Below are 18354 nucleotides of genomic sequence, written 5' to 3'. Positions count from 1 at the left end.
TCCTTTTGGGTCCGGCCGGTCCTCACCGAGCAGCTTCGCCGTACGCTTGAGGATCTCCACCTCCGTTTCTAGCTGACGGATCCGCTTCCGTGCCTTGGCCAGCTCGGTGCTCTCCGGCGTCGTCAGTCCAAGGCGTTCGCCACGGTCGATCCGGTCCTGACGGACCCAGTTGTGAAGGCCGCCCTGGCTGATGCCCAGTTCGGCGGCCACACGGCTTATGGGTTTGCCGGCCCGGACCAGGGCGACTGCCCGTGCGCGGAACTCCGGTGGATAGGGTCTTGGCATGTCTGAAAGCCCTTTCAGCGAAAGCCCAGAACTCAAACCATTCCGGGTAATCAATCCCTGGGGCAGGTCAAGAAGTCAACAAAACCGGAGGCAGTCCCTTTTACCGATGGTCCCGGACACTTACGGGATAGTTAAGCGCGAGGTCTTTGTATTGATGGACACCCAATGCGATGAGGAAGCGCAGCGTTTCATCGCCGACGATCTGTTTGTCACCGAAGAACTCGCAGAACGGCGGGTCCGGGACTGGAAGCAAACCGGGCCGTGTGTGGGGGCTAGAGCCGCCCGTAGGCTGGGAGTATGAAGATCAACGCCTTCGCTGATGTGAGCCTGCGCGCGATGATGGTGCTCGCAGCCGCTCCCGACGGCAGGCTCCTGACCACCCGGAGTATCGCCGACGCCGTCGGCACGCCCTACAACCACGTCAGCAAAACGATGGCCAAGCTGCGCGAACTGGGCATGATCGACGTCGAACGAGGCCGCAACGGCGGTTCCCGCCTCAGCAGCGCCGGGCGCAATGCCACGGTCGGCCAGCTACTGCGCCGGCTCAATACCCGCCAGGACCCCGCCGACTGCGTCGGGACGGCCAGCACCTGCCCGCTCCTCACGGAGTGCCGGCTCCGGGCCGCGCTTGCCCGGGCCCGCGAGGCCTTCTATGCCGAAGTCGACGGGCTGATCATCGCCTCACTGCCCACGTCCCGGCAAATGGCTCCCGTCTTCCAGGCCATCAGCCTGGTGCCCCGGACTCTAGACGGGGGCACCAATACGAGCCTTTCTCCGTTCGGGCCGCTATGAATGATCGCTACGATCGTGCCATGGGACTAGAAGACGACTCTACGCACGTTTCGCTAGCGAAGGCAGGTCGCCTGCCTACGTTGCAGCTGGGCGTCTCGTTGGCGAAGCCCGCTCTATGTTCGCTGCCGCTGCTCGAATCTTCGTCACGCGTGGCGTCCTGGCCTCACCGATTCAGGGACATTCCACGGTCTGGCAGTCTGAGGAGCCAGTGTTTGCTGCCATCGAGGGCGGCGGTCATTGGAATTCGCCCGTGTGGCGTGGCGGGTTTTCTTAGTCGTGCATCGCGGATTGGTCCGGTGCCAGCCGGTAGCCGATGCCCCGGACTGTCTGGAGCCATCGGGGAGCCTTGGGGTCCTCCCCTAGTTTTTGGCGAAGGTTCCCGACGTGGACTTCGACGGATCGCTCCTCGGATTGTCGGATGGGAGCATCTTCTTCGTCGAGTTCGGTCCTGAGGACGCGGGCAAGGTCGGCTCTCGCGCAAACAGCGCCTTTTCTCCGTATGAGTTCATGCAGGATATCGAACTCCCTGCGGGACAGGCCCACGGCATCGCCTCCTACCGTAACTGAGCGTGTCTTTGGGTTGAGGGTCAACCCGTTGTGGTGCATCGATGCAGGGTCGGGAGTGCCCGGTTCGATCAGGGGCGGGTCAGGGTTGATCCGGTAGGCTCCTCCTCTGGGGCGTCGCAGCATGGCTGCGATCCTGACGCGAAGTTCTCGGGGCTTGAACGGTTTCGTCACGTAGTCGTCTGCCCCGACATGGAAGCTCGTCAGCACATCGGATTCGTCGGTCCTTCCCGTCAACACGACGACGTATGCCTGGCTGTACATCCGGATCCGCCGCAGCACTTCGAAACCGTCGATATCGGGCAGGGCTATGTCCAAGATGACAACCGAGGGGTCTTCTCGTCGAATAAGGCTGACGGCTTCGAGTCCGTTTGCGGCGCAATACACCTCGAATCCGGCCTGCTGAAGCACGGCCTCCAAAAGGTTGCGGATGTCTTCGTCATAGTCCACAACGACAGCCACCACAAGATCACCCATGTATAACCCTCGTCAACGCGGCCTCAGTTACCGGAGCAACGCCCACATCCATTGGTACTAGGCCGAACCTACAACACTTAGGGCCGAGGTTAATGGCGGACGCGCAGTATTCCAATCAGGTCTTCTCCTTGAATCGGCAGTGAGAACCGGTCGGTAATCCCTCCCGGCGGCGGGCCGGGTTTCCTTCGGTGCGGCGGCCTTCACAACCCAGCTGCTCCCGGGCCGTTAGCCGCTGGTGACTCAGCTCTGAGTCTCGTTGACGATATATGTTGATCTTAGTTCCTGTATTGTCCGGTTGCCGTAGTCGGCGACCACGGCCACGAGCGCTTGCCCGTCGCTGAATTCACCGTTGCGCAGGCTTTGTTCCATGTGCTCCGCGATGCGGGCCAGACGCAAACCGCCGACCATGGTCGATGAGACTTTGAGACTGAAGAGGACATCCAGGGCGGCGTCCCAGTCCCGGGCTTCGAAGGCGGCAGCCAGGCGCGCGTAGCGGCCCTCCCACAATTCAGCGTAGTCTCGGGCGAAACGCCGGGCTATGGCGGGATCATCCACATCTGCCTCCAAGGCTGCCAACACGGAGGGATCCACCAATGGCAGGTGACCTCCGAGGTAGGTGGGCGTGGTTTCCGCAGTTCTACGTGGTTCAGCGTCATCGGGCGGATCGACGCTACCGGGGAGGGTTGAAAGTGGATCGGACATGGGTTCAGACTACTTCCTGGTTGTGCCCTGAAAACCGGTGCTGGGCAGATCTTGGGCTGATCCTGAGGCAACCTTGCGGGAAGGAACCGGTTGCATGGGTTTATTTCCCTCCGCTTAGCACTGTAATGGCGTTGATGGCGGCGGGACCGAGTATGGCGATGAACAGGACCGGAAAGATGAAGAAGAGCAGGGGAAAGAGGATGGTGACGGGAAGTTTCATGGCTTTCTCTTCGGCGCGTTGGCGCCGCTTGACCCTCATGACTTTGGCCTGGACTCGTAGCACCCGGCTGATGGCGATGCCATAGGTGTCGGCTTGGACCACGGCTTGGACGAAACTTCGCAGCTCCGGTACGTTCGTTCGTTCTGCGAGGGCGAGGTAGGACTCCCGCCGGCTGCGGCCTACCTGCATGTCCTGCAGGGTGCGTACCAGCTCCTCGGCCAGCGGGCCTTTGCCGTTTTCGCCGGCCCGGGCCATGGCGCCCTCGAAGCCAAGTCCGGCTTCGACGGATATGAGCATCTGGTCCAGGGTGTTGGCGAGTTCGAGCTGCATGGCCTTCTGCCGTTCACGTCCCCGGCTGTAGAGCAACAGATCGGGTATGAAGTATCCCAGGACAGCGACAAACAAACCAACCAGCTTTATTAGCGGTGTGCTTGCCGCTCCGCCGATATAGAAGCCGAGCACGGCGCCGGCCAGGCCGAGCACGGGCTTGGCAGCCAGGACCCGGCCCAGCGGGAGGGAGGGAGGGCGCCCGGCCAGAGAGACGAGTTTGTCGAGTTTTCTGGCATAGGCCGGCGGGGTGAGCCGGTATCCGATCCGGGTCAGGACTCCCTCCGGTTTCTCCTCCGCGATCTCGGCTGTTTCGCGTCCCGCGCTCAGGAGGTCTTGGACGGCTGTGCGGGCTTTGCGGTCTGTTGAGAGCACGGACCACGAGAGATAACCGACGGGGACGGCTATCAGCAGGGAACTGAGCAGGACGCTTTCCATCTGTCCGCTCAGAATTTCAGGTCGATGATTTTGCGCATCCACAGCCCGCCGATGGTCATCATGACGGCTGAGGCGCCGATCATGGCCCAGCCCAGCGGTTGAGTGAACAAGGGATCCATGTATCCGGGGTTGGCGAAAGTAAGTATGAGTACGATGCCGAAGGGCATCGCCATCAGGATGTAGGCGGAGAATTTTCCTTCTGCTGCCAAAGCTCTGATGTGGCCCTTGATTTCGTTGCGTTCCCGGATGGTTTCGTTGACTTGGTCAAGGACTTCGGCCAGGTTGCCGCCGACCTCCCTGTTGATCTGGATAGCCTGCGTGATCCAGACGAAGTCCTCGCTTCGCATGCGTTCGGCGGTGTCGTTCAGCGATATGAGCAGGTCCCGGCCCAGGCTGGTCTCGGTAATCACCCGGCGCATCTCCTCTGATGTCGGGCTCAGGGATTCCGAGGAAGCCGCATCAATGGCGCGCAGGATGCTGTGCCCGGCACGGAGGCTGCCCGAAAGCAATTGAAGCGTGTCGCCGAGCTGGTCGGAGAATTTCGCGCGCCTTTTGCCTGCCAGGAAACCCAGAATGAAATGCGCGGCCACCGGCGCCAGTATCACCATCAGCACGGCTAGCAGCGGACCGCCGATCAATAGACCGATGAGTGCCCCGACGCTGGCGCCTGCCATGACCAGCACAAAGAAGTCCGCCTGGCTAAAACGCAGTCCTGCGTCTTCGAGGCTGTCTCGGTCAAAAAGCCTCACCTTCCGTCTGGACAGGAAACCTTCGACAACTCCGATGGCAGAACCGGCAACCCGGGTAAGTTGGGAATCGGACTTCTCAAGGTAGGGCCGGCGGCGCTCCAGGGAGATTTCCGGTGTTCGCGGAAGGAACGCCATCACGATAATCATTACGGCGGCGGCCAGCACTAATCCCATTCCAGCGGTAAACATCATGTATTCAGGCCTTCTGACTCTGTACCGGGGGCGTCGCGAAAACTGCCGGGGATACGTGTATCCCGAGGTCCTCGAAACGGTCGATGAAGCGCGGACGGATACCGGTGGCCACCGGCCGGCCCAGGAAGCGTCCGTGGGCATCTACCCCGGCTGAGTAATCGAACACAAACGCGTCTTGGAGCGTGACGATGTCCCCTTCCATCCCTTGGACTTCAGTGACGTGCGTGATGCGGCGGCTGCCATCACGGAGGCGGGAAATCTGCACGATCAGATTCACCGCCGAGGCTATCTGCTCGCGGATGGCCCTCAGCGGCAGGTCCATCCCGGCCATCAACACCAGCGTTTCCAGGCGGGCGATCGCGTCGCGCGGGGAGTTGGAGTGGACGGTGGACAGCGAACCGTCGTGGCCGGTGTTCATGGCCTGCAGCATGTCTAGTGATTCCCCTCCGCGGACCTCACCGACCACAATTCGGTCCGGGCGCATGCGCAAGGAGTTCCTCAGGAGCTCACGAATGGTCACGGCGCCTTTTCCCTCGGTGTTCGGGGGGCGGCTTTCCAGCCGAACCACGTGCTCCTGCTGGATCTGCAGTTCCACCGCATCCTCGATCGTGACGATCCGTTCGTTGGCCGGCAGGAAGGAGGACAGAACATTCAGCAGAGTTGTTTTGCCGGTACCCGTTCCCCCGGACACGATGATGTTCAGTTTGGCTCTGACACAGGCGTTCAGCAGCTCAGCCATTTCCGGAGTAAGGGTGCCGAAATCGATGAGGTTCCGCACCGTGAGGGGCACCTTGCTGAACTTACGGATAGTCAGTGAGGACCCGCCCACAGCCAACGGCGGAATCACTGCGTTCACGCGCGAACCGTCCTCCAGCCGGGCATCCACCAGCGGAGAGGACTCGTCGATACGTCGGCCTACTTTGGAGACGATGCGTTCAATGACCTTCCGCAGATGCTCCTCCGAGCTGAAACGGGAATCCGTCAGCATCAGTTGCCCCTTGCGTTCCACGTAAATCTGATCCATCCGGTTGACCATGATCTCGGTAACCGCAGGGTCCTCCAGAAGTCGCTGCAGCGGCCCGTAACCGAGGACGTCATCCGCGACGTCAGCGACGAGCCTTGTTCGTTCATCCGCAGAGAGCGGAACCTGCTCGGCATCGATGATGCGGGTCAGTTCATCCCGGGCGATGGAACGGAGCTCGGCTTCGGTTACCGTCGAATCGTTAAAGCGCGCACCCAGACGTTCAAAGAGCGAGGTCGCGGCCCGTTGCTTCATGGCCGCGAAAACATCTACCGGTTTTTGTTTTCTAGCCGGCGGGCCATCAGGGTGTTGGCCCGGCACCCCCCGGGGGGCCGGACTGACCGAACTTTGTGCCCGCGCGGCAGAGGTGGGGGCGTCTGAGCTGAAGGTGTTGGACTGGGTAGCCGGCGGGAAGCCCGGCTTTGGCCCCTGCTTTGGCTGGGGAGAAGTCGGGACGGCAGAGGGACCGTTGCCTGCAGTTCGGTCTTCTGAGGCACGAAGCCTTTCGGAAAGTTTCACCTAAACAACGACCCTTCGGTGTAGTTTGCGTTGGGTTTTTGCCCGCCAGACGGGATTGAACCGTTCGACAAGCCGCTGGAGTCCCTTGACCGCGGGATCGCGCCGGCCCGCCTGAAGAACTGGCACTCCGCGGTTGGTTGATTGCCCGACTGCGCGGGAACGGGGGATACTGACATCCACCGGTGACCCGATCGTGGACTCGACGTCCTGGACCGAGAGACCGGATTTGGCATCGGCCATGTTCAGCACCACGTGCCGGGACTCCGGAAGCATGTCCAGCCGACGCAGGATGTCCAGACCGGACCGAAGCCCCCGGACGCTGGGGATGTCCATGGCGCTGACCCAAACGACGTCGGTGCATTGCTCCATCGCTGCCAGACCGATCTCCGGCAACCCGGGCGCCGTATCCACGACGACATATTGGAACTCCTCAGCCAGTTGCTCCAGAAGACGGCTGATCTGCTCCGGGGTGATCTCGTCCGCGTCTTCCGGGCTCTTGGGAGCGCACAGGGCGTAGATGTTGCCCGGATGGACCGTCAGGAAGGCCTTCAGGACCAGCGAGTCCTGGCTGGCCGAAGGGGTGACCGCGTCGGTCACCGTGTGCTCGGGATCCAGGTAAAGCCCCGAAGCGACATCACCGAACTGCAGATCCAAGTCCACAATCACCACATCCATCGGAGCGATCTTGCCCAAACCGATCGCGATATTCGTGGCGATGGTGGTTTTTCCGACCCCGCCTTTGGGAGAGAACACTCCTATCACCAGACCCTTTTTGGTATGTGACTCGGTGGAGTCCTGGCTCCGGTGGCGGCTGGCATAGGACTGACACGCCCGTTCGAGCAGGACCCGGATCTGGTCGGCATCGGCAGTCGGGCTCAAAAGGTCCCGGATTCCTGCACGCATCGCCTGAAGCACGAACGCCGGGTCCGGATCGCTGACCAGGACAACGCTCAGTTCAGGGGACTGTACGTCCAGGACCCTTGCAAGGCGGAGCGCGTCCTCGACCGGCACCTCCGGGCCCAGGATAAGGACTTCAGGCTCTTCCGGGTCCAGCATGGCAAAAAGCTCGCCGGGGTCAGCAGGCAGAACGTTGGAAAAGAAGGTGTGGACATTTCCAGGCAGGCCCCCGGCGACCGCGCGGCGCAGGCGCTGGTCGAAATCCGTGCTCGGCGTGATGAGGACGAACCTGCTCATTGGTATACCCCGGGCCGCTGAATGATCCGGGGCGGGTTTTCCTTCGCGTCAAGTGGTTCCCGGGTGAGCCAGATCTTCGCGAATTCGGCGGCGAAAATGACCTTCGAGGCGTCGACGTCGGTGACCGCAATGGTCACTATGAGGGATCCGGTGGGCAGCACAGAATCCTGGGGGTTGGCTGTCGCCCCGGCCGTCGGCGTAGGCGCGGGCGAAGCTGCCCCTCCGGACGCCGGCTGGGGAGCACGCTGGACGGCTGTAACCACGGCCTTATGAATGACGACCTGGGTGGTCTCCTTGTCGGGCTTGGAATCCGAACCGCCCTTGTCCATCGAAATATAGACTCCGACATGGTCACCCGGGGACAGTCGTCCGCCGACCATCCGCTGCGGTTCGACCTGAAAAGAGACCTCCTGCAACCCGGCAGGCACTTTGGGGTCACCGGCACTCTTAAGCGCCGCCGGCGCGACCAGACGCTCGCTGAGGAGCTGCTCGCCGGGCACCAGATCCACCGCCGCGACTTTCCCGGCTGAGTCCGCCAGGGTGTGCAAGGCCGTCTTTGCCGCAGCACTGCCGGGGATCTTCTCCGTAGTCAAAGACGCCTGGAGCGCCTCGACGGGAGTGCCGGCCGGGACGGCTTGCTTCACCACGAGAACCTCCACCGGGTCCAACCCTTTCACGGCGCGTTCGTCCGCTCCCTGGGCGTAGTTAAAGACGAGTACCACTCCGATGATGGCGAGCAATACCGCGACGGCTCCGGGCAACAAGCGTGACTTCACGAACTGCTCCTGTGCATGGCTGGTCTACTGGGTCAGACGGACGATTGTAGCCCCGTAAGCGTCAACGGGCCCTAGGGTGTAGCCGTTGGCGAGGGACACGTATTTGACGAAACTGCCAAGGATTCCCCGGCAGTTTCCGGTACAGGTCAAACCGGCAGGGGCATACGGGGAGTCGTTGTGGAACGTGTTCGGGAGGGTGGAGTCACCACTGAACTTCCAGCCCGTGACGTTGAAGGCGGCGAAAGCCACCAGATGGAAGACAGCGCTGGATCCTGCTCCAGTCACTGAATCATAGACAGGAAGCAGTACGGTGACATTTTTCCCCGCGGCGATCTGGTTGGCCCAATTTTGCAGTGTGACGTTGCAACTGGTGGGTGCGCTGTTGCCGGGCGCGCTTCCGCCTTCACTGGTAGCTAGATTGATGGTCGACCCGCAGGCGCCGGCGTCCTGGACCAGCCAGCCGAATCCGCCGTCGACCGCGGCGCCTGAAGGCCCGTAGTTGCATCCCGGGTTGGCTCCGCTGCCATGGTCCTGAAGGAGTTGGAGACTTCCGCCGATGTAACCGGTGACCTGGCAGGTCGAGAAAGCGATCGGGAACGCTGCCTGTCCCGCCACCGGGCTTCCCCAATTCACCTTCGAACTGGCGTACACCTCCGCGTTCGGAATTCCCCAGATGCGGGCAAAAAAGAGCGAGACGCTGTTGGGGGACCCGCCTGATTCCTGGGCCCCGGCCGAGACAGTCACCATCCGGTTCGGCAGATCAAGGACAATGGACCTGACGTTGTTAAGTCCGTTGTTGGCGTTCCTGTTCGCCACGTCGGCGGCCAAAGAGGAGGTAGTGGAGCAGTCCGGGTCCGAGGTGTTCGCGGCGCACTTCTGGGCAACCGCCAGGGCGGCAGCATCGGAGCCGTTCTGAACCTGGGCCTTTTTCGTGTATAGCGTCCCGACATCAATGGCCAGAGCGGCAAAGCCCAGCAACGCCACGAGGGCCAGAGCCACGATGACCGCGATTGCTCCGGTTTCGCCTTCAGCGTTTCTCATCCGCCGCATAGCATGGTCCCTACGCCTTGCAGGGGGAAAGGTCCTGCGATGCCGGTCAGGGTGTTCAGTGTGTAGTTTATGGTGACGGTCATTTGGGATCCGGTGGTGCAGCTCGGAGAGCTGAACGTGAAATTCGCGTCCGTGAGACCCGGGCTGAGGGAGACGGCCGCGTTTTCGGCCGCTGTCTTCGCTGCAGTCTGATCATTGGAAATTGCCATGACGCGGGCACCTTCGCGGCCCGCGTTGGACAACGACACCTGGACATTGTAGGCCCGGCCGAATTCCATGATGCCAAGCAGGAGTGAAATCAGGACCGGGGCCAAGAGCGCGAATTCAACAGCCACTGCACCTCGTTCGGAGGCCCTCCGCATGAGATGGCCCTTTCGACTAGGCAGGGAGGTTGTTGAGCACACAGTTAGCTGCCGGTGAGCAATGGCGGCAACATCTGCCGCCACCATTGCTCACCGGCACATCGCCGCAACTGGGTGCTCAGAGCGATCGTTTTACTTCGAACACGTCGCGCTGCCGCTGGTACCGGCGGCACTGGCGGTGAAGGTGCCGTTGACCATCGAACACCTCGTTTGAGTAAAGGTGTCTTTAACGGACCCGCCCAAAATGGTGACGGCCACGATGATCACAACAGCAATGAGGGCCACCATGATGCCGTATTCAACGGCCGTGGCACCCTTCTCATCATGGCGGAAACGGTCAGCGAAGCGAGGGAAAAAGTCAAGCATCTTGAAACTCCTGAGCGAGTGGAACGCTGGCCCAGCACCAGCTATTGAAAAGTTAGCAAACGAACTCCCGCGTTATCTGTCCACATTGGCTATCTTGCGCAAAGCCTCCGGTCAAACTGCGCTTTCCCTGCGGAAAAACTGCGTTAACGGAAAACTGCAGTGTAGCCGGTGAGTGGAAGTTCCCGATTCTTCCGTCGGATTCGAAGTTCGCGGCCCGCGTGCGCCACTCCCCGGCCGCGCAAACGCGGTAGTTGATCTCGTCCAGAGGCCAGAGGAAGTTCAGGAATTCGGGCTGGCCGTCAGCGCCCTTGCCGAGACGGTTCTCGAGGGAGTCAAGCACCCCGGACAGGCGCACGGTTCGCCGGAAAGCAGCGAACCAGGTGCGGTCGGCGCCGACAGGTCCCGGTCCGGTGCTGGTCAAGGCGATCGCCGTATCCGTTGTGATGGACGCGCAGTTCCCGACGGCGCAGAGACCGGCACGGGCGTGCGTTCGAGAGATTCAGCTAGCGGTGACGACGCCGGGGCCGCGGAAGCCTCTCAGCGAGAGCCCAAAACTCAAATCATTTCGGGTAACCAATCCCTGGGGCAGGTCAAGGAGTCACCGGCGGCAGTCCCCTTCGTGATTTACGGATGTTCAGCTGATCGGGTGTTGCGACACCTGAAATTCGGCGACGATGGGCATTCTCGGTTTAAAACGCCGCGGCCGCCCTCATCAGCGTCAATGGATCAAGGCTAAGCGCAGTGTCAGCCATTGACGCCCGCCGGCGCGTCGCCGTAGCCGGGTGCTCAGGCCGATCGTCTTACTTGGAGCAGGTCCCACCCCCGCTGGCGGCACCCGCGGTATAGACCCCGCTGACCATCGAACATCTCGTTTGGGTAAATGTGTCCTGGATGGTTCCGCCCAACGAGGTGACGGCAATGATGATCACCACGGCGATAAGGGCCACCATGATGCCGTATTCGACAGCCGTGGCACCCTTCTCATCATGGAGGAAGCGGCCAGCAAGGCGAGGGAAAAAGTTAAGCATGTCGAGACTCCTGAGCGAGTAGATGGCTGGCCCAGCACCAGCCAACCAAAAAAACTAGCAAACCAGTCCTCGTCTCAGCCCTTCAACTAGACATTTGCGCAAAGACTCCCGCCAAACTGCGCTTTTGCTGCGGAAAAACTGCGTTAAAGGGAAACAATCGTTGGGCCAGGGCCAAGGGCTGCTCTCCTAAGCCGCGGCCGTGCAGAGTATGCATCTGCGGCGCACGGCTCTGGCAGGGCCTCGTTGAAAACAGCCTGGTCTCTGCCCGGGCACAGGCCGATGCCGCCGACGTAGTCCTCGTCGCCGACGTCCCGGCGCCCCTCTGGGCCGAAGTTGATCGTTGAGGCCGGGACAGGCCTTGGACAATCTGGTTTCCAATGCAAGCGTGGGGACGCATACATAAACCTAGCTCAATGCAACTGAACCGCCTGACGTCCCGGTCGGATCTTGGGAGATTCTTTTACGCGGTGGTTCACTCAGATCTCTGTTGGTTTGCGGAAGTCCGGGCTTCCTGGTCGGTTCGGGGTTCGTTTAGCCATTGTGCCCAGTCCCCGGGGCGCACCGAAGGCCGCCCCAAGAGGTATCCCTGCCCCAAGGGCGCGCCCAGTCCGGTGAGAGCGTCACGTTCGGCTTCGGTTTCGATACCCTCCGCCACCAGGACAGCATCGATCTCAGAGGCGAAGGTCACCAAGGCGGCCACCAGTGCCCGCTGGGCGTTGTTAGTGTCGATTCCCGAGATGATCTCCCGGTCCAGTTTGATCAGGTCCGGGCTGAGCTGGAGGATGTGGCGCATCGAAGCGAAACCGGCGCCCGCATCATCTATGGCAATCCGCAGGCCGGAGTTCCGCAAGGGAGCCAGAGCTGCAGCCAGCGGCTCGTAGTCTTTCACTTGGTGGCGTTCGGTCACTTCCAGGACGATGCGTGCGGCGGGGATCCCCGAGGCGGTGAGCAGACCGGGGAGCCTGGGGTCCAGGCACGCGAGCGGGGAAAGGTTCAACGCCACAAACAGCGGGTCCGGAAGCCCGGCCGCTGCCGCCAACGCGGTTTCAAGGGCCAGGATTTCCAGATCGACCCCCAGCCCGACCGAAGCGGCCTCAAGAAACCATGCCTCAGGGGATACGCCTGGGGAGCCGACGAAGCGGGTCAACCCTTCAGCACCGAGGATCGAACCGGTGTGCAGAGACCGGATCGGCTGAAAAGCGGTCTGCAGTGTCCGCTCGCTGAGCATTGCCTCGATCCTGGCCTTGACCTCCCGGGAGCCGGGAACGTGAGACGTTTTGGGTTCCAGGGGCCGGCTGGTCCCGGCGAAACCCGTCGGCCGGTCCGAGGCGTCTTTCAGGGCTTTGCCGGTGACTTCGACCAGGACCCGGCTCCCGTCCCGGTGGCGGCAAACGGTGATCAGGCCCTCCCAGCTGGCATCCTGTTTGTCCACGGCCTTCCTGGCCTCCAGGGCTGCGGCCAGGTCCTCAGGATCGATCACCACGCTGAAATGCCGGCCAAGAAGTTCGGAGGGCCTGTATCCGGTCAGACCCAGACTCGCAGGACCGCAAAAACTGAAATGCCCGTTCACATCGGTGGACCACAGCCATTCCCGGCTCGTGCCCAGCACCGTACGGATCAGCTCGGAGGCCCGGGACTCTTCCAGGTTCTCCCGGCGCCGTTGCCGGTCCCACCGCCACATCGCCCAGAGAACCGCAGGCACCACGAGCAACGCGAGGATATCCACAAACCACGTGGGTCCGTCCGAGACAACCAGCGTGTCAAGTCCGAAAAGCGGGGGAACACGAACGGCCAGGGCAACCCCGATTTCGATAAGGACCAGCACCCACAGGACCGTCCTGGACGTCAGGGCCGCCCGGCTGCCGTGCCGCTCCCGCGTCCTGACCGGACCATCCAGATCCAGCTCATCATTGCTATCCCGCCGCCAAAACCAAGGCAACTTGTCTCGCTCCATACCTTGACACCCCCAATATCAATGACCAGGGCGCCGACAACTGCGTCACGCGCCCCTCCAACGAGCACCGAATGAACGGCGAAGGTGTTCTTCCCTGGGCCGCCGCCCGGTTGTGCCCAATCTAACACCAGCCAGCACCAGGCGCTCCGGTCAGGACGCGGGCTATTGCACACTGAAACCTCAACGGACCTTGCCAAGTTCAATTCCTCTTCGCCGATGAACTCCGCGCCCGGGGTGCGGGCCTGCGCGCGTATTGAACCTCGGCGGCGGTGACGTGGACGCCGCAACCCCCATGGGGCTGATGTTGTTCACGATCATGGCCGCCCTCGCGCAAATAGAACACGAGTTCAAACGCGAACGCGTCACCGATTCGATCAGCAAACGCCGCGAAGCCGGGAAGGACCTCGCCGGGCGTCTCCGCCGGATCGCCGACAGCCAGATCCGAAGCGCTCTCCGGCTCGTCGAAGCAGGCGAGCCCGCCGAGCGGCTCGCCCCGCGACCTCGGAATGTCCCGTGCAATCATTTATCGACGGTCCCGGGCACTCACGGCCTCGTTCCAACGCAGCATCCCCTGCATCTTTCCCGCGTGCGTGTCCTTGGAACCGACCCCGGCTGGTCGTGTCTACGGTTCAAGCATGGAAAAGGATACGTCTGGGGAACTGGAGGGGCGGAACTCGATCAACGAGCTGCCCGACGCACCCGTCGGCAACGCCCCCGTCCAGCTGGTGTTGCCCATACTGGTCCAAGTGAAGCCAGGCCACTTCCGGCGCGTGTCCTGACCCGCACCGGCCGCCGGGCCGTGAAGTCCTCGCAACGCCGATTCGGCGGCCTCGCCGACGGCCGGGTACACCGGTATTTCAACAAGCCCGGAACCGTCCCCAGGCCCCGGGTCCTCCCGCGGTGGCGTGCATGTGAAGCGGATCTTGTCTTATTTGTCATCGTGCCCGCGGTTGCGTCCGCGAGGCAAGGAAGGGTGGTGGGTTTTCCGCCGGCCCGGCCGGTGCAGTGTCAGGGCGGTGGCGGCCAGGAGGACGGCCGCTGTCTGGGCAATAGCGGTCAGGGTTTTGTCGAAGAACCAGATGGGTTCGTACATGGCCGGGAAAGGACCGACGGCGGGGATGTCGATGTAGCGGTAGAGGAGCAGGACGGCCAGGCCGCCTCCGGCGATGATCAGGGTAAAGACCCAGGCGGGCCGGCTTCCGCGGATCAGGACGTAGAGCCCGGTAACCCCGGCGGCTGCGGCTTCGACGAGGAAAAGGTTGCCTTCCCCAAGGCCTTCGGGTGCGGCGGACTGGTAGCCCGGGGCGAACCGGACGTGAACGACGGCATCCACGGCCAGGGCGGCCGCTGCCAAGACCCGCAGGACGAAGGCCGTTGCGCGTCCATGGTTTCCGGGCGGTCCTGATGGTTCCATGAGGGGGTCCTGGCCGGAGTTGACCGCGGTGTTCATTTGACGCTCAGGGTTCCGTGCATGTTGGAGTGGTAGGTGCAGTGGTAGGCGTAGGCGCCTGGTTTCACCGGGGCGGTGAACGTGACGCTGGTACCGGCTTTGACGACGACGTCGAAGGAGCCGTCGTCGGCCGTTACGGTGTGGGCTTCGGTGTCCATGTTCATCACGGTCACCATCGCCCCGGCCGGGACGCTGTCCGGGCCTGTGTAGGCGAAGGATTTGATGTGGATGGTCGCCGCGGCCAGGCTTCCCATCGATCCCATGGAGGATGCCATCGGGGACGCGCCCATGCCGGGATCCATGGTGGTGGAACCTGGAGTCGCAGCCGCCGGCTGCGATGCCGTGCCTGATGACGGAGCGGCCGAGGGACTGTTCCCGCCGCATGCGCTTGCACCTAGGAGGGTGATGGTGCAGAACATGACAAGAACGAGGCGTTGCGGGGTTTTGGTCGTCTTCATGGTGCTGGCCTTTCACGGATCGGACAAAAATGCTGGGGGTCCCCTTGGTGCCGCGCCCCGACCGAAGTTCTAAGCGGGGTGGCTGGAAGTCAGGTGGGCGTACACGACGGTGTTGTCCAGGTACTCCCTGGTGGCCGGGTTGTAGCCGCCGCAGGTGATCAGACGGACCTCGGGACGGTCCGCGTTCTGGTAGACCTCCACGGTCGGGAAGGCCGCTTTATGGTAGAGATCGACTTTGTCGACGGTGAATACCGCTGCGGTGTGGTCCGCCCGGGTGACGGTGATGCTCTGGCCCGGGGTGAGTTCGTGGAGGCGGTAGAACAGTCCGATATCGCTGCTGGTGGTGTTGACGTGGCCGAGGATGACCGCGGACCCGGTCTGGCCTGGGGTGGGTGAGTCCTTGTACCAGCCACCGGGTGCGCCGGGCTCCCCCGGCGGTGTCTGAATTTCGCCGTTCGCCTCTTTGCCCAGCGGCAGCAGGGCGGCGTTCACACCGATGGACGGGACCTGCACATTGACCGGCACGGACGCGGGCAGCACGCCGTCCGGGGCCGGCGCAGGGGACACAGGACGTGCACCGGCAGGGTCTGGCAGCGGCGCGCTGGCCGTGGGGACGGCAAGCGCGGCGGGAGCGCTGGCGGACGACGCCGGGCTGTTTCCCCAGGACGCCGGGGATTCTGCGTGGAGCCCGAGACCGACGGCAGTGATGCCGCCGGACAGGAGCAGGGCCCCCGCCGCGGACGCGATAAGGCGTCCGCGGCGGTTGCTGTTGTTCTCAGGTCGCATCAGGTTCGAGCCTCTTCTCAGGCCTTGACGCTCATCCGGCGACGGACCGCGTACGCTCCGCCGGCTGCCAGAACGAGACCGCCACCGGCAGCGAGCAGACCCATGTCAGGTCCGGCCGGGGCCGGAGTGGTGATGCCGGTGCCGGGGGCGCCGGCGGGCATCGCGGTCAATGTTCCGCACAGGGCCGGAGACGTCGCGGCCAGGGGCAGCGACGGGACGAGGTCGCTGGGTTCCTTCTGCGCAGCTGCCGACAAGGTGGCCGGGTCCAGACCGTGAACGACCACGACGGCGGTGCCGGCCTTGAGGGAATCAGCAGTCTTCGCGTCCAAGGTGATGGTCCGCTGGTACGTGTACGCGGCGCCCATCCCGGCCACCTTCAGGTCCGTTCCGGCTGCCGGGCTGGTGTCACCGCTGGTGGACAGGGTGGCACCGATGCCCCCGTAGAACGGGGCTCCTTCGGTGGTGCTGATCACGCCGTCCTTGTTGGTGTCAGCAGACATGTCCGGGCAGGTGCCCTTCGCGCCGATGTGGATGTGCTGAACGTGCGGGTAGGGATTGCCGCCGAACGTGGCGGCAAGGCCCGAGACCTTCTCCGTGACCGTGGCTTGATCGCCGTTGACGGTGATCATGACCGTGCCCGAGGCGTTGCTGCCGTTGATCGCGGCAAGATTGGCCTGGTAGGTGCTGGAGTCCGCGGCCAGGGCCGGGCTGGTCGAGAGTGCGAGGGCGCCCAAGGCAAGGGCCGGGGCGATCAGGAAAGCAGATTTCTTCATGGCGAATTTTCCTCCGATAATGATGAGCATTCCCCTGCCGGGCACGCCCAGGTGGTGATACACATGGGGTTCGTTGTAAGCGAGGTCATGGATGGGACGGTGCCGGGAAAATTTTCATCGACCACGCCGAAGACGCCCGGATACCCCTAAGACCGGCCGGCTCCCGGGGCACTGTCCGGTGCGGTGCAGGGGCGCTAGTCGGACCAGCAGGCCAGGACCGCGGTGGCCACCTCATAAGCGAAAGCGCTGCGGGTAACATCATGCGGGCCAACGGTAGCGGGCAACCCCGTCGCGTCGACCGTCAGAACGAAATTGTCCTTCACGAAAACCACGGTCCCGTCCGGTGTCTGAAACGCCGGAAAACCAAGATTCGCCATCCCCTCGATCGGCTGGGCCGAGACCGCGACATGCTGCAGGCCGTCGAAGTGCGCGCGTGCCGCACCCGCGTCCGGTGCCTGCTTCACGGACAAAACGAGTGATCCGGAGGGCAAAGCATAGGTGCAGGTATAAAGGCTGTCTGCCCAGGCGTCGGTGGTCCGCGGAGGGGCAGGCAGAGACAGGATCCGGAGAATGTTGGTCCGGGTTTCGTCCTGGCAGATCATCCTGGCCGACGCCGACGGGGAACGATTCCCGGCCTCGGCGGATGCAGTCGCTGCTCCTGACGGATTCCTTGAGGGGCTACCTGCAGCGGGCGCCGTGCCGGTTCCCGGGCCGGCGGCACATCCGGCCAGCAGCATCGCGGATACGCCCGCAGCACCAAGCCAGCCCATCCGGGCGTTGTGGGCGCGAATCCTGCTTTTCATGATTGAACCTTCCCAGACATTACCGGGCCGACGGATTCCCAAAGACCCTCCCACACATTATTCGTTGACGCACGGTCCACGGACGGGTCTCACCGCGCGACTGCCCGCGGGTGGCCGATGCAACACGGGTAAAGCCGACGGCACCGGCACCCCAGCACCGGTGCCAGGCGGCACGTTCCTCACTGAACCGGGCAAGCTAGACCAGAGCCGCGTCTAACGCGCTGCCGTAAGTGATCGAGAGTTTTCAGACTCTCCCCTATTGCCGCCAACTCGATCTCCCCTTATCCGTCCAGACCGGGATGACCCGGTTCGCCCGTCTCAATGCCAGCATCCTCTTGTCCGACAACGCACGGTCGCCCAGCGGGCGAAGATCCCGAAAAACCCTCACAGACCCTTTTCGCTACACCACCACGACTAACCCCACCTGGAATTTGATGGTCCCGTCGCCGACCCTAACGCGGTGACCGGCTGCTAGGGCGCTACCCGCCCGGTTATGGCGGTTACAACCACAGGCTGCAGGGCGTCGACTAACCGCTACCTCAAACCAAATTTCGGTGCTACGTAGTTCCCCACTCGCTTTTCGGAACGGATCACCATAGTGTTAAACATTAGAAGTCCGCCTGTCCCCCCGGCGGGCTTCTCTTGGGTCTGCTGCACGGATACGTGACAGTGGTTATTCACGTNACGTTGCCAGTGTGGCCTGCGTGTTCATGATGGACTCGTATTCGATTAAGGTCAAACGGCCGAGCGTGGCTTGGCGTCTGCGGCGGTGGTAGGTGCGTTCGATCCAGGCCACGATCACAATCCTGTTGGAGTAAACATCCTTGACCGACACAGGTAGAGCTTGCCTTCGGCGGTGGCGTGTTCGGTGATGTCCGAGAGCCACAACTGGTTGGGACCCTCGGCGGTGAATTCGTGCCGGATCCGGCCTTTGCTGTCGGTCACCGCGCACAGGTCATCGTGGACCGGAGGGCCAGCCTTCTTGGACTTGCCGCGTTTCTTCCCAAAGACCGACCACCAGCCGTTATCCGCGCAGATCCGCCACGCGGTCCGCTCAGACATCGGCTC

General features: G+C 62.8%; 20 protein-coding genes and 2 pseudogenes. 3 read left to right on the top strand and 19 right to left on the bottom strand.

Annotated features, from left to right (window positions below):
* Window positions 1-285 (bottom strand): transposase (locus tag L0B83_RS19250; RefSeq protein WP_234760182.1); only part of this gene is annotated, 285 nt, incomplete at its 3' end.
* 297 nt (window positions 286-582) lie between these two features.
* On the opposite strand from L0B83_RS19250, the gene L0B83_RS19245 reads away from it, so the two are divergent.
* Window positions 583-1077, top strand: a complete 495-nt coding sequence (locus L0B83_RS19245; RefSeq protein ID WP_234760181.1) for an RrF2 family transcriptional regulator — start codon at window positions 583-585, stop codon at window positions 1075-1077.
* A 270-nt stretch (window positions 1078-1347) separates the two neighbouring features.
* Here the strand turns inward: L0B83_RS19245 and L0B83_RS19240 are convergent, their stop codons facing one another.
* The 12 genes from L0B83_RS19240 to L0B83_RS19185 all read right to left on the bottom strand — a co-directional run bounded on the left by L0B83_RS19240 (window position 1348) and on the right by L0B83_RS19185 (window position 13016).
* Entirely contained in the window at window positions 1348-2118 is a 771-nt protein-coding gene (locus L0B83_RS19240) for a response regulator transcription factor (RefSeq protein WP_234760180.1), read from the bottom strand.
* Between the two features lie 240 nt (window positions 2119-2358).
* The gene (locus L0B83_RS19235) at window positions 2359-2820 is read right to left on the bottom strand and encodes an Hpt domain-containing protein (protein WP_234760179.1); all 462 of its coding nucleotides are present in this window, start codon (window positions 2818-2820) and stop codon (window positions 2359-2361) included.
* Between the two features lie 100 nt (window positions 2821-2920).
* Window positions 2921-3805: a type II secretion system F family protein gene (locus L0B83_RS19230; RefSeq protein ID WP_234760178.1), complete on the bottom strand. Its 885-nt coding sequence runs from the start codon at window positions 3803-3805 to the stop codon at window positions 2921-2923.
* 8 nt (window positions 3806-3813) lie between these two features.
* Window positions 3814-4746, bottom strand: coding sequence for a type II secretion system F family protein (locus L0B83_RS19225; protein WP_234760177.1), 933 nt, complete (start codon window positions 4744-4746; stop codon window positions 3814-3816).
* A gap of 4 nt (window positions 4747-4750) precedes the next feature.
* Window positions 4751-6022, bottom strand: coding sequence for a TadA family conjugal transfer-associated ATPase (locus tag L0B83_RS19220; protein ID WP_268821123.1), 1272 nt, complete (start codon window positions 6020-6022; stop codon window positions 4751-4753).
* Window positions 6023-6286: 264 nt separating this feature from the next.
* The gene (locus tag L0B83_RS19215) at window positions 6287-7480 is read right to left on the bottom strand and encodes a CpaE/TadZ family protein (protein WP_234760175.1); all 1194 of its coding nucleotides are present in this window, start codon (window positions 7478-7480) and stop codon (window positions 6287-6289) included.
* The gene (gene cpaB / locus L0B83_RS19210) at window positions 7477-8256 is read right to left on the bottom strand and encodes a Flp pilus assembly protein CpaB (RefSeq protein WP_234760174.1); all 780 of its coding nucleotides are present in this window, start codon (window positions 8254-8256) and stop codon (window positions 7477-7479) included. Before cpaB ends, L0B83_RS19215 begins: the two co-directional genes overlap by 4 nt.
* Before the next feature lie 24 nt (window positions 8257-8280).
* Complete coding sequence (locus L0B83_RS19205) at window positions 8281-9297, bottom strand: pilus assembly protein TadG-related protein (RefSeq protein ID WP_308194035.1); 1017 nt, start codon at window positions 9295-9297, stop codon at window positions 8281-8283.
* A complete protein-coding gene (locus L0B83_RS19200) occupies window positions 9294-9641 on the bottom strand; it encodes a TadE family protein (protein WP_308194034.1) in 348 nt (115 codons plus the stop codon). The genes L0B83_RS19205 and L0B83_RS19200 overlap by 4 nt, the downstream gene beginning before the upstream one ends.
* Window positions 9642-9800: 159 nt before the next feature.
* Window positions 9801-10034 (bottom strand): Flp family type IVb pilin, encoded by a 234-nt coding sequence (locus L0B83_RS19195; RefSeq protein ID WP_234760171.1) that lies wholly within the window; start codon window positions 10032-10034, stop codon window positions 9801-9803.
* Window positions 10035-10834: 800 nt separating this feature from the next.
* On the bottom strand, window positions 10835-11062 hold the full coding sequence (locus L0B83_RS19190) for a Flp family type IVb pilin (RefSeq protein ID WP_234760170.1): 228 nt from the start codon (window positions 11060-11062) through the stop codon (window positions 10835-10837).
* A 472-nt stretch (window positions 11063-11534) separates the two neighbouring features.
* Window positions 11535-13016, bottom strand: a complete 1482-nt coding sequence (locus L0B83_RS19185; RefSeq protein WP_234760169.1) for a sensor domain-containing phosphodiesterase — start codon at window positions 13014-13016, stop codon at window positions 11535-11537.
* A 209-nt stretch (window positions 13017-13225) separates the two neighbouring features.
* Between L0B83_RS19185 and L0B83_RS19180 the strand changes: the two are divergent.
* Together L0B83_RS19180 and L0B83_RS19175 are read left to right on the top strand one after the other, a co-directional pair.
* Window positions 13226-13561, top strand: a pseudogene (locus L0B83_RS19180) (recombinase family protein); the annotation flags it as partial.
* A 90-nt stretch (window positions 13562-13651) separates the two neighbouring features.
* On the top strand, window positions 13652-13795 hold the full coding sequence (locus tag L0B83_RS19175) for a hypothetical protein (RefSeq protein ID WP_234760183.1): 144 nt from the start codon (window positions 13652-13654) through the stop codon (window positions 13793-13795).
* A gap of 149 nt (window positions 13796-13944) precedes the next feature.
* Here L0B83_RS19175 and L0B83_RS19170 read toward each other — a convergent pair whose 3' ends face one another.
* The 6 genes and pseudogenes from L0B83_RS19170 to L0B83_RS19145 form a co-directional block, all read right to left on the bottom strand.
* The gene (locus L0B83_RS19170) at window positions 13945-14466 is read right to left on the bottom strand and encodes a hypothetical protein (RefSeq protein ID WP_234760168.1); all 522 of its coding nucleotides are present in this window, start codon (window positions 14464-14466) and stop codon (window positions 13945-13947) included.
* Window positions 14463-14924 carry a cupredoxin domain-containing protein gene (locus L0B83_RS19165; RefSeq protein ID WP_234760167.1) on the bottom strand — a complete coding sequence of 154 codons (462 nt, stop codon included), beginning with the start codon at window positions 14922-14924 and terminating at the stop codon, window positions 14463-14465. The genes L0B83_RS19170 and L0B83_RS19165 overlap by 4 nt, the downstream gene beginning before the upstream one ends.
* A gap of 69 nt (window positions 14925-14993) precedes the next feature.
* Complete coding sequence (locus L0B83_RS19160; protein WP_234760166.1) at window positions 14994-15710, bottom strand: class F sortase; 717 nt, start codon at window positions 15708-15710, stop codon at window positions 14994-14996.
* A gap of 17 nt (window positions 15711-15727) precedes the next feature.
* Window positions 15728-16483, bottom strand: a complete 756-nt coding sequence (locus tag L0B83_RS19155; protein ID WP_234760165.1) for a hypothetical protein — start codon at window positions 16481-16483, stop codon at window positions 15728-15730.
* A gap of 194 nt (window positions 16484-16677) precedes the next feature.
* A complete protein-coding gene (locus L0B83_RS19150) occupies window positions 16678-17286 on the bottom strand; it encodes a hypothetical protein (protein ID WP_234760164.1) in 609 nt (202 codons plus the stop codon).
* A gap of 673 nt (window positions 17287-17959) precedes the next feature.
* Window positions 17960-18354 (bottom strand): annotated as a pseudogene (locus tag L0B83_RS19145) (hypothetical protein); the annotation flags it as partial.

This window comes from Arthrobacter alkaliphilus, assembly GCF_021483235.1.
Lineage (GTDB): Bacteria > Actinomycetota > Actinomycetes > Actinomycetales > Micrococcaceae > Arthrobacter > Arthrobacter alkaliphilus.
The sequence above is the reverse complement of the archived record's forward strand: the minus strand, read 5'-3'. Positions and strand labels throughout refer to the sequence as shown.

Bases quoted from the DNA above. Each gene is read 5' to 3' on its own strand.
- L0B83_RS19155 (WP_234760165.1), bottom strand. From the start codon at position 16,483: ATGAAGAAATCTGCTTTCCTGATCGCCCCGGCCCTTGCCTTGGGCGCC.
- L0B83_RS19165 (WP_234760167.1), bottom strand. From the start codon at position 14,924: ATGAAGACGACCAAAACCCCGCAACGCCTCGTTCTTGTCATGTTCTGC.
- L0B83_RS19220 (WP_268821123.1), bottom strand. From the start codon at position 6,022: ATGAAGCAACGGGCCGCGACCTCGCTCTTTGAACGTCTGGGTGCGCGC.
- L0B83_RS19160 (WP_234760166.1), bottom strand. From the start codon at position 15,710: ATGCGACCTGAGAACAACAGCAACCGCCGCGGACGCCTTATCGCGTCC.
- L0B83_RS19190 (WP_234760170.1), bottom strand. From the start codon at position 11,062: ATGCTTAACTTTTTCCCTCGCCTTGCTGGCCGCTTCCTCCATGATGAG.
- L0B83_RS19230 (WP_234760178.1), bottom strand. From the start codon at position 3,805: ATGGAAAGCGTCCTGCTCAGTTCCCTGCTGATAGCCGTCCCCGTCGGT.
- L0B83_RS19245 (WP_234760181.1), top strand. From the start codon at position 583: ATGAAGATCAACGCCTTCGCTGATGTGAGCCTGCGCGCGATGATGGTG.
- L0B83_RS19215 (WP_234760175.1), bottom strand. From the start codon at position 7,480: ATGAGCAGGTTCGTCCTCATCACGCCGAGCACGGATTTCGACCAGCGC.
- L0B83_RS19185 (WP_234760169.1), bottom strand. From the start codon at position 13,016: ATGGAGCGAGACAAGTTGCCTTGGTTTTGGCGGCGGGATAGCAATGAT.
- L0B83_RS19170 (WP_234760168.1), bottom strand. From the start codon at position 14,466: ATGAACACCGCGGTCAACTCCGGCCAGGACCCCCTCATGGAACCATCA.
- L0B83_RS19225 (WP_234760177.1), bottom strand. From the start codon at position 4,746: ATGATGTTTACCGCTGGAATGGGATTAGTGCTGGCCGCCGCCGTAATG.
- L0B83_RS19240 (WP_234760180.1), bottom strand. From the start codon at position 2,118: ATGGGTGATCTTGTGGTGGCTGTCGTTGTGGACTATGACGAAGACATC.
- L0B83_RS19150 (WP_234760164.1), bottom strand. From the start codon at position 17,286: ATGAAAAGCAGGATTCGCGCCCACAACGCCCGGATGGGCTGGCTTGGT.
- L0B83_RS19205 (WP_308194035.1), bottom strand. From the start codon at position 9,297: ATGAGAAACGCTGAAGGCGAAACCGGAGCAATCGCGGTCATCGTGGCT.
- L0B83_RS19235 (WP_234760179.1), bottom strand. From the start codon at position 2,820: ATGTCCGATCCACTTTCAACCCTCCCCGGTAGCGTCGATCCGCCCGAT.
- L0B83_RS19195 (WP_234760171.1), bottom strand. From the start codon at position 10,034: ATGCTTGACTTTTTCCCTCGCTTCGCTGACCGTTTCCGCCATGATGAG.
- L0B83_RS19175 (WP_234760183.1), top strand. From the start codon at position 13,652: ATGGAAAAGGATACGTCTGGGGAACTGGAGGGGCGGAACTCGATCAAC.